At 66.8% G+C, this 15,841-nt stretch carries 9 protein-coding genes and 2 pseudogenes; 5 read left to right on the forward strand and 6 right to left on the reverse strand.

Annotated features, from left to right (window positions below; all coding sequences use genetic code 11):
- Positions 1-19: 19 nt before the first annotated feature.
- The 5 genes and pseudogenes from ABZT93_RS34525 to ABZT93_RS34545 all read left to right on the forward strand — a co-directional run.
- Positions 20-838, forward strand: a pseudogene (locus tag ABZT93_RS34525) (RHS repeat-associated core domain-containing protein); the annotation flags it as partial.
- Positions 835-1,500, forward strand: a complete 666-nt coding sequence (locus ABZT93_RS34530; protein ID WP_356112123.1) for a histone-like nucleoid-structuring protein Lsr2 — start codon at positions 835-837, stop codon at positions 1,498-1,500. The pseudogene ABZT93_RS34525 and the gene ABZT93_RS34530, both read left to right, overlap by 4 nt.
- 842 nt (positions 1,501-2,342) lie before the next feature.
- The gene (locus tag ABZT93_RS34535; protein WP_356112125.1) at positions 2,343-2,543 is read left to right on the forward strand and encodes a hypothetical protein; all 201 of its coding nucleotides are present in this window, start codon (positions 2,343-2,345) and stop codon (positions 2,541-2,543) included.
- A 485-nt stretch (positions 2,544-3,028) separates the two neighbouring features.
- Entirely contained in the window at positions 3,029-3,997 is a 969-nt protein-coding gene (locus ABZT93_RS34540; protein ID WP_356112126.1) for an endonuclease/exonuclease/phosphatase family protein, read from the forward strand.
- A gap of 12 nt (positions 3,998-4,009) precedes the next feature.
- Positions 4,010-4,384, forward strand: a pseudogene (locus ABZT93_RS34545) (transposase family protein); the annotation flags it as partial.
- A 159-nt stretch (positions 4,385-4,543) separates the two neighbouring features.
- Here the strand turns inward: ABZT93_RS34545 and ABZT93_RS34550 are convergent.
- From ABZT93_RS34550 to ABZT93_RS34575, 6 genes are all read right to left on the reverse strand, one after another.
- Entirely contained in the window at positions 4,544-5,671 is a 1,128-nt protein-coding gene (locus tag ABZT93_RS34550) for a hypothetical protein (protein ID WP_356112128.1), read from the reverse strand.
- 664 nt (positions 5,672-6,335) lie between these two features.
- Positions 6,336-8,045, reverse strand: a complete 1,710-nt coding sequence (locus ABZT93_RS34555) for a thiamine pyrophosphate-binding protein (protein WP_356112130.1) — start codon at positions 8,043-8,045, stop codon at positions 6,336-6,338.
- An 11-nt stretch (positions 8,046-8,056) separates the two neighbouring features.
- The gene (locus ABZT93_RS34560; RefSeq protein ID WP_356112131.1) at positions 8,057-9,781 is read right to left on the reverse strand and encodes a thiamine pyrophosphate-binding protein; all 1,725 of its coding nucleotides are present in this window, start codon (positions 9,779-9,781) and stop codon (positions 8,057-8,059) included.
- Between the two features lie 42 nt (positions 9,782-9,823).
- Positions 9,824-11,197, reverse strand: a complete 1,374-nt coding sequence (locus ABZT93_RS34565) for a hypothetical protein (RefSeq protein ID WP_356112133.1) — start codon at positions 11,195-11,197, stop codon at positions 9,824-9,826.
- A gap of 13 nt (positions 11,198-11,210) precedes the next feature.
- Positions 11,211-14,072: a peroxidase family protein gene (locus tag ABZT93_RS34570; RefSeq protein WP_356112135.1), complete on the reverse strand. Its 2,862-nt coding sequence runs from the start codon at positions 14,070-14,072 to the stop codon at positions 11,211-11,213.
- A gap of 69 nt (positions 14,073-14,141) precedes the next feature.
- Positions 14,142-15,752, reverse strand: coding sequence for a hypothetical protein (locus ABZT93_RS34575; RefSeq protein WP_356112137.1), 1,611 nt, complete (start codon positions 15,750-15,752; stop codon positions 14,142-14,144).
- Positions 15,753-15,841: the final 89 nt, after the last annotated feature.

Raw genomic sequence — 15,841 nt, forward strand, 5'->3', positions numbered from 1 at the left:
ACGCGAAGCCAAAACCCAGGCGCAGGGCGAGAGCGACCGCAGGTTCTTCGCCATCGTCACCGATCTCGCCGGGGCTCCCACCGACCTCATCGCCCCCGACGGCACCATTGCCTGGCACAGCCGCAGCACCGCCTGGGGCGCCACCCAGTCCCACCGCGACGCCACCGCGTACACGCCGCTGCGCTACCCGGGCCAGTACTTCGACGCGGAGACGGGCCTGCACTACAACCTCAACCGCTACTACGACCCCGAACTCGGGCGCTACACCACACCCGACCCCCTGGGCTTGGCCCCGGCCGTCAACCACTACACCTACGTCCCCAACCCCTTCACCCTCGCCGATCCGCTCGGCCTAGCCGGCTGCACGGCCGATCCGACCTGGGGCGGACGGGTCACCTTCACCCGCGACGAGCACGGACGCCCCTACGAGATGAACGCCGTCATCACCAGGGACATGCTCGACGAGGGCACCCACGCGAGGAACTCACTGGAGCCGCCCGACTTCCTCGGCGGCGACTACAACCAGGCCCGCGGCCACATGCTGGCCCGGATGCTCGGCGGATCCGGCGATACCCTCGACAACCTCTTCACCATCACGCAAAACCCCACCAACAGCCCCGACATGCGCGACCACGAGCAGGACATCTACAACGCCGTCCAGCACAACGGCGAAGTCATCACCTACAACGTCTACCTCGAATACAGCGACGACCTGCCGGACTCGGTCCCGAAGTACATTCAGCTCGAAGCCCATGACACCAAGGGCTTCGCCCTGGACCAGCTACTGGACAACCCCGCCCACGAGCAGCAACAGCGACACCGACGAGGACTCCTGTGAGCACCATCGACGACCTCACCCGCCTCTGCCCGCCCCCCGCGGCCCCTCCCGCGGTCGACTGGACGGCCGCAGAACGTGCTCTCGGCCGCCCGCTGCCCCGGGACTACAAAGAGCTCGCCGCCGCGTACGGGCCGGGCAGCTTCTGCAACTTCCTGCACGTCTACCACCCGTCCGGCAGCCTCGCCGGGCCCCTGGCATCAAGCGTCCAGGAACAACTCCAGCGCGACCGGGACCAGGGCACCTTCCCCGTGCCCCACGACCCCCGGCACCTCCTCCTCGCGGGAGTCACGGACAACGGCAACTACCTCTTCTGGATCACCGAACCCGCCTCCGAGCCCGATGGGTGGCGCATCGCCATAAACGAAGCCCGCGGCCACGACTGGTACACCTACGACGGCACTCTGACCGACCTCCTCACCGCACTCCTCAACGGCGAACTCCACATCCCCCTCTTCCCCACGGACGTTCTCCACCAGGGCATCACCTTCACGCCCTCCCGCCGTGACGACGCAGCACCGCCAGCGCCCCCGGCCAGCCGGTCGGTCGACACCAACACCATCCGCGAGTGGGCCCGCGCCAACGGCTACGACGTCCCCGACCGCGGCCGCATCCCCGCAGCCATCCGCGACGCCTGGCAGCGCGCCACACAAGGCGAGCAGTAGCGTTCGGCCGTTCTGCAACTGGGGATGTCCGGCGTGATACACCGCAGGATTGCAAGCGCACTCGCGCCGCTTCGAAACAAGCCCACCTCACCCGCGTGACCGCGACTTCGCAGGCGGCCGCCGAACATCCTGCACGGGGGCTTCAGCCGGCCAGGAGCAGCTCATCGTCAGGACAGCCGGAGACGGGTACGAGGGACGGCGCATTCATGGAACATCCACGGAGGAAAGCGTCATGAACGCCGCACTCGCCCCCCTCACCCAGCTGATCACACCGCCCTCCCAGCCCCGGGCCACGGACTGGGACGCGGTTTAGAAGCAGCTCGGCGTCGCCTTCCCCTCCGACTACAAGGAAGTCATCCGCGCCTACGGCGGAAGCAACTGGGACGACTACCTCTACCTCCTCGAACCAGGCTGCCCCAACGACAACTACGACCTCATCGAATGGGAAGACCAGCAGACCGAAGCGCTCGAAGGACTCTGGGAGTTCGAGAAGAAGCCTGCCGAACTTGCGGACCCTGGCAGCCGGGTCATCCCCTGGGCCACCACCGACAACGGCGAGTGCCTCTACTGGCTCGTCAAACTCACACACGCGGCATCAGATGCCGGTGACCATGTCACCGCGGATCAGAAGGAACAGATCGGCGTGTGGAAGACGCGGGCGGACATCGGCAGGCCGCCAGCGCAGACCGCCCGCCCCGCGCCTGCCCTGGGGGTGCCGCAGGCGATGCGGCACGAGCAGGTCGCACGCCGGTACTGGATCAAGAGGAAGTGCCCGCGGTGCCGGCCGCGGGGCCGTGGCGGGCAAGAACTGTGTCTCGAATGCCCGGACCGGTACAGGCGCCGTGTCGAAGATCCCCCACTACGAGCGGATCGAGCTCATCCTTGCGGAACGCAGGACCGCGGCGGCGAGCCGGCGGCGGGCACCGGGGCCGTACGCCATCGCCTGCCCGGACTGCGGAAACCCGCCCGGCGAACGCTGCCTGTCACCGAACGGCGGCGTGCACCGCTCGCGCGTCGAGCGCGCGAGGGAGGCGCGCCGGTAGACCGCCGCGCCCGGTCCCGCCTCTGCCGTCGTACGACAGGCCATTCAAAACGTGAGCTGGGCCTACTTCCCTTGGCGAGTTCGTCCAGTCCGCACGCAACGCCTCAGCAAGGACGAGGACGTCCTTCAGTCGCCCACTGCTCGAAGGTTGGTGCCCTACCTCACAGCAGCTGCCGGGCGATGCACGGAACAACCTGAGGGAGCTGACCGTTCATCAGTATGTGGCTGCGGAGGGGACAGTGTCCCCGGGCCTCACCTATAGCCCATGGGGACGATCGTCCGGCTGAAGCCCCATGGAGCCTTTCGCCGAGAGGCGACCGCCCTCCGCACAGCTACCGCACACGGCCCCGGCTGGTCTCCCCCGTCCAGCCGGGGCTTCGCGTTGTCCCCGGCCGCGACCGTCACGATCACCGCAATGGGCGCTTGCCGTGTTGATCCGGGTTGTCCACGCTCAAGATGCCCCGCTGCCGTGTTGAGGAGGAATTCGTGGCGTCCGATCCCGACATCCTGGCCCCGCCGCAGGCAGTCACCTCGCGCCTCGCGCACTGGGAAGAACGCGTCGACGGTGTGGTGCCGGCGAAGACGGACAGCACGAACCTTCTGGTCGCGACGTGGAATCTGCGCGCCTTCGGGGATCTGACCAAGGCGTGGAAGACACCCGAGGGTGTCTCGCCGAAGCGGAACTTCGCCGACATCCACGCGATCGCGACGATGATCCGCCGCTTCGACGTGGTCGCGGTCCAGGAGGTCCGCGGCAACCTGCGCTACCTGCTCAAAGTCCTCGGCGAGGACTGGGCGTTCATCCTCACCGACGTCACCCTGGGCAAGGACGGCAACAACGAGCGCCTGGCGTTCTTGTTCGACACCCGCCGGGTCAAACCGTCGGACCTGGCGTGCGAGCTGGTGGTGCCGCTCGAGCAGGAGACGGGAGTGAGTGCGAGCGGTCTGGAGCGGCAGTTCGCCCGCACCCCCTACGCCGTCAGCTTCCTCTCCTCCGGGCAGACCTTCACCCTGATCACCCTGCACGTCGACTACGGCGACACCGCAGCCGACCGGGTGCCCGAGCTCAAAGCGATCGCGAAGTGGCTGGCCGGCTGGGCGGAACAGGAGTTCGGCTTGGACCACAACCTCATCGCGCTCGGCGACTTCAACATCGACCGCGTCGGCGACCCGCTCTTCGAGGCCTTCACCTCCACCGGCCTCACCCCCGCCCCGCAGCTGGCAGACCTGCCCCGCACGATCTTCGACAAGCCCGGCGCCGCGCACTTCTACGACCAGATCGCCTGGTTCACCAAGGGCCAGCAGCACCGCCCGGTCATGAACCTGGAAGCCGTGACCGGAGGCCAGGTCGACTTCGTCGACGCCCTCCAGGGTGACGGCACTCGCAACGACCTGTCCTGGCACATCTCCGACCACTCCCCCCTGTGGGTGGAGTTCGCGATCCCGGCCGCCTGAACCACAACCCCGGTGCAGGTCATCGTCGATGCTGACACCCGCCTGGTGATCGCTGCCGCCCGGCCGGTGCCGGGCACCACCGCGGACGCGCACGCCTGGCGGGCTTCCGGGCTGGCCGAGCGGTGCCAGGGCGTGACCGTCCTGGGCGACGGCGCGTACCTCAACTGCGGGAGGGTCACCCCGCACCGCAAACGCCCCCGCCGGCCCCTGCTGCCGGGCGAGGAGGACGACAACGCCGCCCACCGCAAGGTGCGTGCACGGGTGGAGCATGTGATCGGCCGGATGAAGAACTACAAGATCCTCCGCGACTGCCGGCAGCGCGGCGACGGCCTCCACCACGCGGTCCAGGCCGTCGCCCACATGCACAACCTCGCCCTCGCATCATGACCAGAAGACCGCGATCACAGGCTCTGACCTGCCCGAACACGGCCTTGTGCAACACCCTTTACGCACGGAATTGCGTGGGCGCATCTCGGCGTGCAGTGCAAATGTTGCAGCTCAGAGGCACCGATGAGGCCTACGGCGCCGCCACGCCTGACATCCTTCTCACTCTCCCTCATAGAGCCACCAATATTTCGCATCCACTGGACCGAAGAATTCCACCTTCACGTGCTCATTCCTTATCAGCCGTGTTTGAGCGAGCCGTGCTCGAGTCTCCTCTTGTTCTATCATCCTGGCTGGCCCATATCTATTTAGCATATAGAAGAATAGCCCTGTTGCCCCCCGAGCAAGGCCTGCCGCAGGACCGGCAACCCAGCCGACCGGAGTAGGGGCTATCTTTCCCGCTACCTTCGTTGCATTCGATGCTCTAATTAGGATGCGTCTGCGTGGCAGCTTGCCTTCCATGGCGAGAGGTGCAAGGTTATTCAAGGTTATGAGATATTTGAAGAATTCTGATTCTAGGAGTTCCGCCGAGGCCCTGGCGGCTTCGACCTGAGCAAGGTCCGCCCTCTGGAGATCATTCCGATACCGCCCCTTGAGTTCGTTGGCGTCGGCCCTGAAGCCCCTGTCCGATTTCGCTAGTGCCGCTATATAGTTTGTATACTCGGCAGTTTCTCTGATTTCGCGAACCTCTGACGCGGTCAGCTCTTTAGCAAGCAGGTAGATTGCTCGCTTAGCCTCGGTCACCATTCCCTCTGTGAAGATTCCGGACTTCAGTTCCACAATCTCGCTAGTCGCGTGAACTGGGCTTCCCGTCCCGTAGATTCGTCCCACCGGCTGTGAGTAAGGGGCCGGGACCACCATCGGCAAATTCAAGTTAACTGCCAGAGTGCCGTGCGAGTGAATAATTGACTCAACTCGTACGGTCTGCGCAAGCTCAGGGTCGACATCATGCAGGTTGGCAGCAAAACGCCAGAACTCTGTTGGTCGAAAGTTGTTGCGCTTCTGGTCCTTCATTTGTGAAATTACGAAGCGCACCAGATCTTTCGCCAAATGTTGATCAAATTGGCGCTCAACCTCTGAAGTCCAGTAATCAGGCCGCATGAGTACTTGGTCTGCAAGGTCGTTCATGAGGAGCTGATTATCGCCATTGCGCGTGTGGCATATCTGTGGCTCGGCTTCATCAAGCCATCTGGCGAATAGATGTAGTTCTTCTGGCGATAGCTCAGTGTAGTTGCCTCCAGATATTGTGAGACGCGCAACATCCTCAAAGCTGTCTACGCTCTCACGCATAACTGGAACGATGGAGCCATCCTGCAGGAAAACTCGATACCCCGAATTCGGGTCGGCTAGCAGGTTGAGGAGTGGCGGGCACGTCAAAATGGAGGCACCCAAGATGAATAGACGTCGATGCATGAGTAGATTAAACTTGAGATTTCCGTCGGCATCGGAAAGGCCTTCCATGAAACCCGCTTGTCCTCCTGGAGGACGATTCCGCTGCCGCAAGAAAGTAATATCCCCCGCAGACCAGAAAACGTCAGGGAACTCCGGTATCTCCGTTATCGAGTCAAGAGATGACATTTGTTCCCCCAGCTCACACGGTCGTAGCTTCGGGTCTCTTCCAGCTCAGCACAGGGCCCGCGTCTCGTCTCGTTGAGCGCTGCCGACACGGCGCGAGTGCCGGGCGGGCCGAATCTCGTCCAAGGCGAGGGCACCGGGGTAGCGGTCCAGCACGTCCTGATCCGCTTCAGCTCGGAGCCAGTGGGCCCCCAGGTCGTGGTGGGCAGGAAGGTGACCGACGTCGGAGGTGCACCTCACCCCTGTGCCCGATGGCGAGGTCGGGGAAATCGTCGTTACCGGCCCCGCCATGGCCCGCGGCTGCTTGCCCGGCATCAGGCGGACGGTGCGCCGGTGCTGGCCGGGGGGCCTGGGTGAAACGGTGTCGGGGCGCGGTCGATCAGTCGCGGAGGCGTTTTTCGACGGCTTCCACGAGGGCGTCGATTACGCCGTCGGGTGAGGGGCTGTAGTGAGGGACGGCCCAGCGGGTGATCTTTGCGTCGATGACGGTGGGTCGGCCGGAGGCGAGGGCCGTGTGGAAGGCCTCCTCGAACTCGTCGAGTGTCTCCACGCGGTAGCCGTCGGCGCCGCACGCGCGCGCGTACGCCGCGAAGTCCGGGTTCTGGAACTCCACCAGGGCGCTCTCCCGGTAGGTGGCGAGCTGGAAGAGTTTGATCAGCTTGAACTCCTCGTCGTCGAAGATGACCCAGATGACGGGGATGTCGTTCTCGACGGCGGTCATCAGCTCGAACCCGGCCAGGGAGTAGCAGCCGTCGCCGCAGCCGACGACGACTGTCCGTTCCGGGTGCGCGACCTTCAGGCCGATGGCGCCGTTGACGTGCCCGGCCATCGGCCCGAAGGAGCCGGCCTTGCGGAAGTTCTGTCCCTCCTCCAGCTCGACGTAGTAGCCGAGCCAGGCCAGATGAGCGCCCGCGTCCGCGAGGAGGACAGCGTGCGGCGGCAGCATCCGGCCGATCGACTGCGCGAGCTGACCGGGGTGGATCTTCCCGGTGAGGTGGGTGATGTGCCGGGCCTCGTAGTCCCGGCTTTTGACGTCGGCCGCCGGCACATCGCCGGGCACCTTCTTCTCCAGCGCGTCGACGAGGGCCTCCACCGCCGGGCGGGCGTCGCTCAGCAACGCGTGGTCGGGCGGGTACGCCTTGTGGAACTCCGTCTCGGAGATGTTCACGTGGATGAGGAGCTTGTCCTTGAACAGGTCCTCGCGGTAGTTGAACGTCGCGTGCTGGTTGAGGGAGTTCCCGATGCACAACACAATGTCGGCCTCGCGGAAGGCCTTCCAGGCACTGGAATGGCCGCTGTCCGCGAAGACGCCCACGGCGAGCGGATGTCCTTCGGACACGATGCCCTTGCCGTCCAGCGTGGTGAGCAAGGGGATCTGGAACCGCTCGATCAGTTGCTTGACCTGCGGTTCCGCCCCGCTGCGGATCGCGCCGAAGCCGGCAAGGGCCACGATCCGTTTCCGCTGGGCCAGGGCGTCGGCCAGCACCGATGCGATCTCGTCCACGCGCGCCGGGTCGGGCAGGACCGGGGCGACGTCGAGCCGGATCGGCCGGAAGTTCGTGACCTCGACACCATGGTGGGTGAGGTCCTCGGGGACGTGGATGTGCACTGGCCCGGGCCGGCCCTCGAAGGCGATGTTGACCGCTTCCTCAAGGACGTCGCAGGTGTCGTTCGCGTCGGTGAGCAGGAAGGACTTCTTGGTGGTGGCCGCGAACATCGCCCGGGAGTCGGGCGTGCGGTTCAGGCCCGACGTTTCGTTGAGCGACCCCCACCCCTGCCACTCCCGTGACGCGTACCCGGAGATGGCGAGGACCGGGTAAGAGTCGGACATCGCCACCGCCAGCCCGGAGAACAGGTTGAACGCGCCGGGCCCGGCGGTCGCGAAGCAGAAGCCCAGCTGGTTGGTGTACATGGCGTAGCCGCAGGCCATGAAGGACGCTGCCTGCTCGTGCCGCGCGATGATCGGCCGGATCTGCCGGGAATGCTTCAGCGCCAGCATCAGACCGGCGGCGTTCTCCCCCGCGCCGCCGAACGCGGCCCGCACGCCGACGCCTTCCAGCCCCTTGACGATGGCCTCGTAGACTCTCATCGGTTTCTCCCTCATTGCGCGGCCCGTCCGCCTACGCGGAGCCGGTCCTCGAGCGCCTCCCACATGCCGGAGACGACGCCTTCCGGTGATGTGCTGTAGTGAGGCAGCGCCCATCGGGTGATCTTGACGTCGATCACGGTCGGTCTGTTCGAGGTGAGGGCGGCCCGGAACGCGGCCTCGAACTCGTCGAGCGTCTCCACGTGGTAGCCGTCGGCACCGCAGGCCTTCGCGTACATCGCGAAGTCGGGGTTCTTGAATTCCACCAGCCCCGATTCGCCGTAGGTCGCGATCTGGTAGAGCTTGACCAGCTTGTACTCGTCGTCGTTGAAAATGACCCAGATCACTGGGACGTCGTTCTCGACGGCGGTCATCAGCTCGAACCCGGCCATCGAGTAGCAGCCGTCACCGCACCCGACGACGACCGTCCGGTGGGGCTGGGCGAGCTTCACCCCGATTGCGCCGTTCACGTGCGCGGACATTGGCCCGAAGGTGCCCGTTTTGCGGAAGTTCTGGCCCTGCTCCAGATCGACGTAGTAGCCGAGCCAGGCGAGGTGGGCACCGGCGTCGGCGAGGAGCACGGCGTCCTCCGGCAGCATGCGGCCGATCGCCTGCGCCAGCCGCCCCGGATGGATCGCCCCGGGAAGGTGGGGGACGTGCCGGGTCTCGTGGTCCCGGCCGAGCACCTCCACGGGGCCGACCGGAGCGGACATCCGCTCCAGTGCCACGCCGAGCGCCTCGACCGCAAGACGCGCGTCGGAGACGAGGGCGTGAGCGGGCCGGTAGTGCTTGCCCATCTCGCCGGCGTCGATGTTGACCTGGATGAGCGTCTTGCCGTCGAACAGATCCTCGCGCAGACCGAACGTCGCGTGCTGGTTGAGCGAGTTGCCGATGGCCAGGACCACGTCGGCCTCACGGAACGCCTTCCAGGCACTCGCGTGGCCGCTCTCCGAGAACACCCCGGCGGCGAGCGGGTGGGTCTCGGGGATCACGCCCTTGCCGTCCAGGGTGGTGACGACGGAGATCTGGAAACGCTCGACAAAGCGCTGCACCGCCGCCTCGGCATGACTGCGGATCGTGCCGAAGCCGGCTAGGAGGACGATCCGGCGCCCCTCCCGCAGGGCGTCGGCCAGCACTCCGGCGATGGTCTGGACCCGCTCCGGGTCGGGCCGCACGGGCGCCACGTCCAGCCTGACGTCGTGGTAGTTGTCCACGGTCTCGCCGCGGTGGGTGAGGTTCTGTGGGACGTGGATGTGCACCGGGCCGGGTCGGCCCTCGAGGGCGGTGTTCACGGCCTGCTCGAGGACGTCGCACGTGTCGGCGATGTCCGTGAGCAGGAAGGACTTCTTGGTCGTCGCGGCGAACATCGTCTGCGAGTCGGGAGTGCGGCCCTGCCCCGACGTGTCGTTCACCGCGCCGTGGCCGCGCCAGTCGAGGGAGACGAAACCGGTGAGGGCCAGCACCGGGTAGGAGTCGGACAGGGCGACGGCGAGGCCGGAGAAGAGGTTGAACGCGCCAGGACCGACGGTGGCGAAGCAGACCCCGAGCCGGCCCGTGTACATGGCGTAGCCGCACGCCATGAACGAGGCGGCCTGCTCGTGCCGGGTCATGATCGGCCGGATCTTCCGCGACTTCTCCAGTGCCAGGGCCAGACTGGCGATGTTCTCGCCGTTGCCGCCGAACGCGGTATCGACACCCGCGCTCTCCAGCCCCCTGACGATGGCTTCGTACACCTGCATGGCGCTCCTTCGGTGCGTGCTTCCGGGGCCCAGGTGGGTCGGCTACTCCTTCCAGCGCGCAGCGTGGGCGCGGTGGGCGTCAGTCAGGCCGTTCCGGAAGAACCGCTCGTAGTACTCGGTTTCGACGTGGTGCGTCTGCAGCCAGATGCCGGGCACGTAGATGGCGTCGGTGTGGGCCGGGAAGCGCCCGTGGGTGGCGTGGATGTACACGCAGACGTCGCGTGCGCAGTCGATCACCCGCTGGTCGTACTCGCCCGCCTCTTCGAGGAAGCGGGGCGCGTACCCGTCCTTATAGATGCGGCTGAAGACGTCCTTGTCCTCGTAGATGCCGCCCTTGCCGAACTTGCTCTGCACCACCGCGTCTACGGCGGCCTCCATCGAGGGGTAGTTGGGTGGGCAGGCGCCTTTGATGAGGTGTTCGCCGGCGGCCCGCAGTCCCACCGGGTGGGCTCGCAGGGTCGCGTACTTCGGCAGCGGCACCTGCCAGCGCAGGAGGTCGGCGGGCTTGAAACGCGGGGTGACGAAGTCGAAGCCGAGCATGCGGCCGTAGATGCGGGAGAACTTTGGGTCGCCCAGCATGACCTGGGGGCTGATCGACGCGTGGATCCAGGCGCCGAGTCCCATAGCATCGGCGACCAGCATCATGTTCTGCAGCAGCAGGTCGGCTTCCACCTGGGTGCGCATCGGCCCCAGGGCGCCGAGCGGCAGCTTGAGGTCGGGGTTGAGGAAGCCGTTGCGCACCCACTTGCGCACCCCGGCCGGGCGGTAGAAGTTGCGGTCGTCGACGAAAGTGGGCCGGGCTCCGTCGGGCTGGGTCAGCAGGTACATCAGCGCGTTGATGTACTGGTGGGAGAGGTCGACGACCGGCAGGAAGACCGTGGTGCCCGCGAGGTTGGACAGGAAGCGGTTGGAGTCGAGGTAGGCGGGGAAGTCGCGCATGCCCTCGGCCACGTCCAGGCGGCGGTCCAGCACCTTCACCTTCGCCCGGCTGGCCCGTTCGAGCAGTGTGTCGGGGTCGAATCCCGCCCCGGTCGACGGGGGCAGCTTCCTCAGGTAGTACGTCCCGCTGTCGTTGATCATGAAGAAGTGGGTGCCCTGGGCGTTGTCGGGGCTGCCCGCCGTACGCCCCACCATGTTCAGGTTCGGCTTGGCCATGATGGGCTTGTGGTCGCGCGGGTCCTCGAAGGGCCGGTCGGGCATGCTGAGGCCGGAGCAGCCGGTGAGGGCGATGAGCACGGCCTCCTCCAGCTCGCCCAGGGGCTGCGGCCGGTGGGGGGAGTCATAGCTCATCGACCTGGCCGCGACGGACGCGCCCCTGCTGACCCGGTGGGTGCGCCGTCGGAAGACGCTCTCCCACAAGGGGCGGGTCAGGAGGTCTTCGAGGCCGGTGTGCGTGGCTCGCTGCTGTACCGACATATCCTTCTCCCGGTCAGTCGTGGTCCGCGCCGCCGTGATTGCGCACGGGCTGGACGGCACGCCACGGCGCGAATGCGCTGGCCGAGCGCGGCAGGAGGCTCGCCAGCTCGGGGCAGTGCCGCTGGATGACGCTCGTCATGCCACTGCGGTCGATCCAGTCCATGCCCAGCGGGGTGTAGACCTCGGGCCTGAAGTCGACGCTGAGGAAGCGGTCGCTCTGCAAGCGGCGGCTGGCCATCAGGATGAAGACGCGGAAGGCGGTGTCGCTGAACCCGAAGCCGGCGGGCGGGTTCTCGGCGAAGAGCCCCACCATGGTGTCGATCTCGTCGACTGAGCGGTACACGTCCTTCAGCCGGGCGACCGTCTCCGGGTCGGAGGAGAGGTCCTCGAACCGCCGGATGCGCGGCTTGTGCAGGCCTGCCAGGAAGTCGTTGTAGCGCGGGACGCCACGGCGCCGGGTGCGCACCAGGTCGACGACCGACAGGTCGATCACCTCTCCGTCGCGCTCGAACCTCTGCAGGGAGCGGGGGAAGTTGTTCAGAGTGATCGCCCCGGGATGGGCGATGCCCAGGGAGTACAGCGTGTCCGCCAGACCGGTCTTGCGGATGAGCGGCTCCGTGGCGGCGCCCTGGACGTCGTTGAACGTCAGGGTGTCGAGGCGGTGGCCGAACCGGTGGTCGACGATCTCGTAGTCGTCGGGGATGAGAGGGTGTAGCCGGTAGACGGTGGTGAACTCCTCCGTGAGGGAGTACGGCACACCGTGGTGGTCGGGAGTTGTGCGGGGAATGCCGCCGAGGTCGTGCGCCTCGAACAGCCAGGTGCCCAGTTGGTCGAGCCAGGTCTTGGGCGGGCCCTGCCAGTTGGTCTTCAGGGCGATGTCGATCGCCTTGGTGGCGAGGATCGCCGGCGTCCACTCGACCGTGTGGATCTTGGCGATCAGCGCCGCCACGACGAGGCGTGCCGTGTGGTAAATGCGGTCCTCGTCCATGTGCGGATACTCGTCGCGCAGCGCCCGGCAGACGGCGTTGTGCTCACGGGCGAACAGGGTCGTCATCGCGCTGAGGCCTAGCCACCAGCTGTCGCGGAAGCCGGTGACCGGAAGGCCGTTGCCCAGCGGGAGGTGCCCCTCCTCCAGTCTCAGTTCGGCACGGCCGTCGGGATCGCGCAGGGATTTCGCGACCGAGGCGGTGCCGCCGTAGATCTCCGAGCCGTCCCACCAGTGCGAGACGGCACTGGCGAAGGTCGGCGGCTGTCCGCCGCCGGGCTGATACAGGGCCTCGTTCTCGGCGACGCGCATCGCCTTCTCCGGTGGACCGCCGGGGGTGTTGTGCCAGGTCATGCCGGGAGGCAGGGGCACCTCGACCGACTTCTCCCCGACGGGGTGGCGCTTGTGGTCGACCCAGTCGTGCACCTGAAACTGGATCCACGCGGCCGCGAGGATGTTCAGCGATGTCGCGGGAATGAACCCGTCGCGGTGCAGCAGCATTTTGCTGACGGTGACCGGGTTGGGCGTGTCGAACAGGTCCGGCCGATAAACCGGCGGCATGTTGCGGCCGAAGGTGGCGCCGACGGCGCCCATCGCCGGTGCGGAGAGGTCGTTCCAGGAGCCGTCGTAAGTGCGCCGGGTCCGCAGGTCCTCGTCGACCGGGACCGGTGCGGGCCGGGCGGCGGGCGGGGCCTCGTGGGGCTCGGTGTCGATGAGGTTGTGACGCCTCAGCGTCTGCCGGAACGCCATGAGGTTGAGCAGTCCGGGTCCGGTGGGCAGCCGGTGCCACGGGACGACGCGGTTGACGGCGCGGAAGAAGGCCCGTAGCGGGTAGCCGAGCAGGGTGTTGCGCCGCGGTTCGACCGTGACGAAGCGCAGGCCCAAGCGGTGGGCGCTGCTCGCCTCGTACGCCACCTTGCGCGCCCGGTTGAGATTGCCCAGGGGGCGGAAGGCGTCGGTGGTGTTCCACGGGTTGAACGCCAGCTGGTCGATCCGTGAGGCAACGGCACGCGCCTCGGCGGTGTCCAGCTCTTGGCGCGGGATCGTCAGAATGGCCACCGGCACGGCGGGCGCATCCTCTTCCCTCCACTCGACGGCACCGTCCTCGATGGGCGTGCGCCTGCCGTCCACGTAGCGCTGCACGCACACGTCGAAGACGACGTCCGCCCGCTGCAGCCGGCGCGCGAGCTCACGCCGCAGGTAGTCGGGGTCGGTGCGGGACGGATCCGGGGCCCCGGGGGCGCCGACGGCGGGGCGCAGCTGATAGCGCACCGGTCCGGCGTCGCCCCACAGGATCGCGCCACGGCTCCAGTACGTCTCCAGTGCCAGGCTCCGCACCGGACGCCGGGCCCCTGCCGAAACGTTGCGTCGCATACGCGTCGCCGTGGACCAGCCGACGGACAGGGGCAGCTTCACGAAGAAAGCGAATGCCTTGCGGAGCCGGGTGTCCGCCCCTGCCATGGCCTTTGCGAAGAGGACGAACTCGCGCGCGTTGCGGGCATGCGAGACCGGGAAGCTCGTCATCAGCAGATCGTGGATCTCGTCGGGACCGACTTCGACGCGCAGCGCCGCACCCCGCAGGTCGGGTGCGTGGTCGGGTTGGCGGACACCGCCGGCGTTGGACAGGCGGACCGTGCCCGGATACTCGGCTCCGGGTCTCGCGAAACCCGAGCTCAGTTCGGCGGGCAGGTCGTCGTGGAACCTCAGCCGGGCGTTCTCCACGCCGAGGACCGCCTTGGCGTGGAACGTCCGCTGGAGGGAGGCGGAGCCGCCGCGCTTCTTCGCCTTCAGCTGCACGCGCAGCAGGTCGGCTGCGAGCCGCTCGAAGATCAGACGCTCGGCCTCCGGACTGCCGCCGATGTACCGCTCGTACTGCTGGTTCTCGCCCATGTCTGAAACGCTCGCGGTCACCGGAGGCGCTGTCGCGTGGAGCGGGGCATATGGGGGATGCCGAGCCGGTCAGCTGTCGGCGGTCAGAGAGATGGTGAGATCGGCCTCGAATCCGGGATCCCCGACGCTGAACATCCACTTGGTCGGCTGCGCCTCGTCGTCGGGGGTCATCCTCTGCACCCCCGAGCTCTGGTCGGCCGCGGCGGCGGCGAACTGCTCGGGGGTGACATCCGGGTTCAGATACCTTTCGCCGGTGTGGCGGTAGAGCGACGGTCCGGCGGGGGGCGGCACGTATTGCACGTAGTACTGCTTGCGGAAGACGACGTTGTCGGAGAATCCCACACCGAAGGTGTCGCGCTCGCCGACGTAGAAGTCCAGTCGGAAGACGAGGGTCGCATCGCTCCTTGCCCCGGCCGGTTTGACCGAGGCGTCCATCCAGCCCTCCCAGATCAATCGGTCCGGGCCCGCCCAGCCCGAGGTGGCGTCGCCGGACTGCGCGAGCGGTTGGCGCAACTCCGTCGCGAGGTCGGGCAGTGGATCCGTGAAGTCGTCCTTGTGGAAGGGGCCGTAGCAGTTCTCCGCCTCGCTGCTCTGGTGGAACAGGTCGAAGTCGACGAAGCGGGGCTTGATGCTCACTCCGAAGTAGAACTCGCTTCTGCCGAAGATGTCATGGCCTCGCTTCACCTTGGCGTTAGTGAGATGGAGGCGGACGTGGTGGCTGCCGTGCAAGAAGCGCATGGCGATCTCGTATGCCTCGCGCGAGGTGACGAGGGAGTCCCGGCCGCCGTGGCACTTGTGGACGAAGGTGCGAGGCGCTCCGGGAAGCTGCGCGGACGCCTGTTTGACCAGGCCGTCACTGCGGTTGTAGGCCAGGATGCCCTCGCTGAGGAGGGTGGAGAGCCGGTTGCCCAGGCTGGCAATCTTGTTGCCGTACGTTCCATAGTCGGTGCCGACGACGGTGAGGATTCTCTGATGGGGAAACCCGACGTCCTCGGCATTCGAGTGATTCGGATCAAAGGCGGCGATCTCGTCCCCGGCGGCGAGCGGCAGACGCTTGACCAGTTCGGCCGGAAGATATTCGAACGCGATCCCGCGGTGCGGCGTGCCCAGGGTGACAATGCGGTGGATGAGCTCCCCGCTCATTTTTCCTGATCTTCTCAGCTCTTTCAGTGCGGAACGCACCACCAGGCCGCCCATGCTGTGCGCCACGATGTCCACACCGGCGAATTCCTCTTCGGCGTGTTCCGTGCCGCGCTTGATGATCTCGATGAGTCGGACCAGCCCTTTTCCGAAGCACTCGAGCGTGCGGGGGAGAAGGTCGTAGTAGCGGTAGATCCACAACGTCCCCGAGGTGCCCCGCCGGAGGACGAAGACGTCCTCCGCCAGAGCGGCGTCGACGACCACCGTGCCGCTCACCAGGCCTGCGAGCCACTCGGGGACGTCGTCCGGAGCGGGCATGTCCTGCTTGTAGTAACCGACGACATTGGTGGCGTCCCGATAGGGATGCAGTTCCGATTTGAGGCACCGGAGCACGAAGCCCTCGTAGAGGTAATTCTCGCCCCTGCGCCCCGGATAGACGGTGCCGTCGTTGAATCCCTGGTAGGCGTCACGCTGCTCGTCCTGCACATCGGGGCCTCCGAATCCGCGGATCAGGATCAGCGGGCGAGGACGGTCGGTCATGGAGATCACCCCTGGACACAGTCGTGCAATTCGGCCAAGCACCACTATGCGGACGATCACGCCCGGGCCCGCGCAGTATCGTTTCGACC

Origin of the sequence: Streptomyces sp. NPDC005303 (assembly GCF_040607335.1) — a bacterium.
GTDB lineage: Bacteria > Actinomycetota > Actinomycetes > Streptomycetales > Streptomycetaceae > Streptomyces.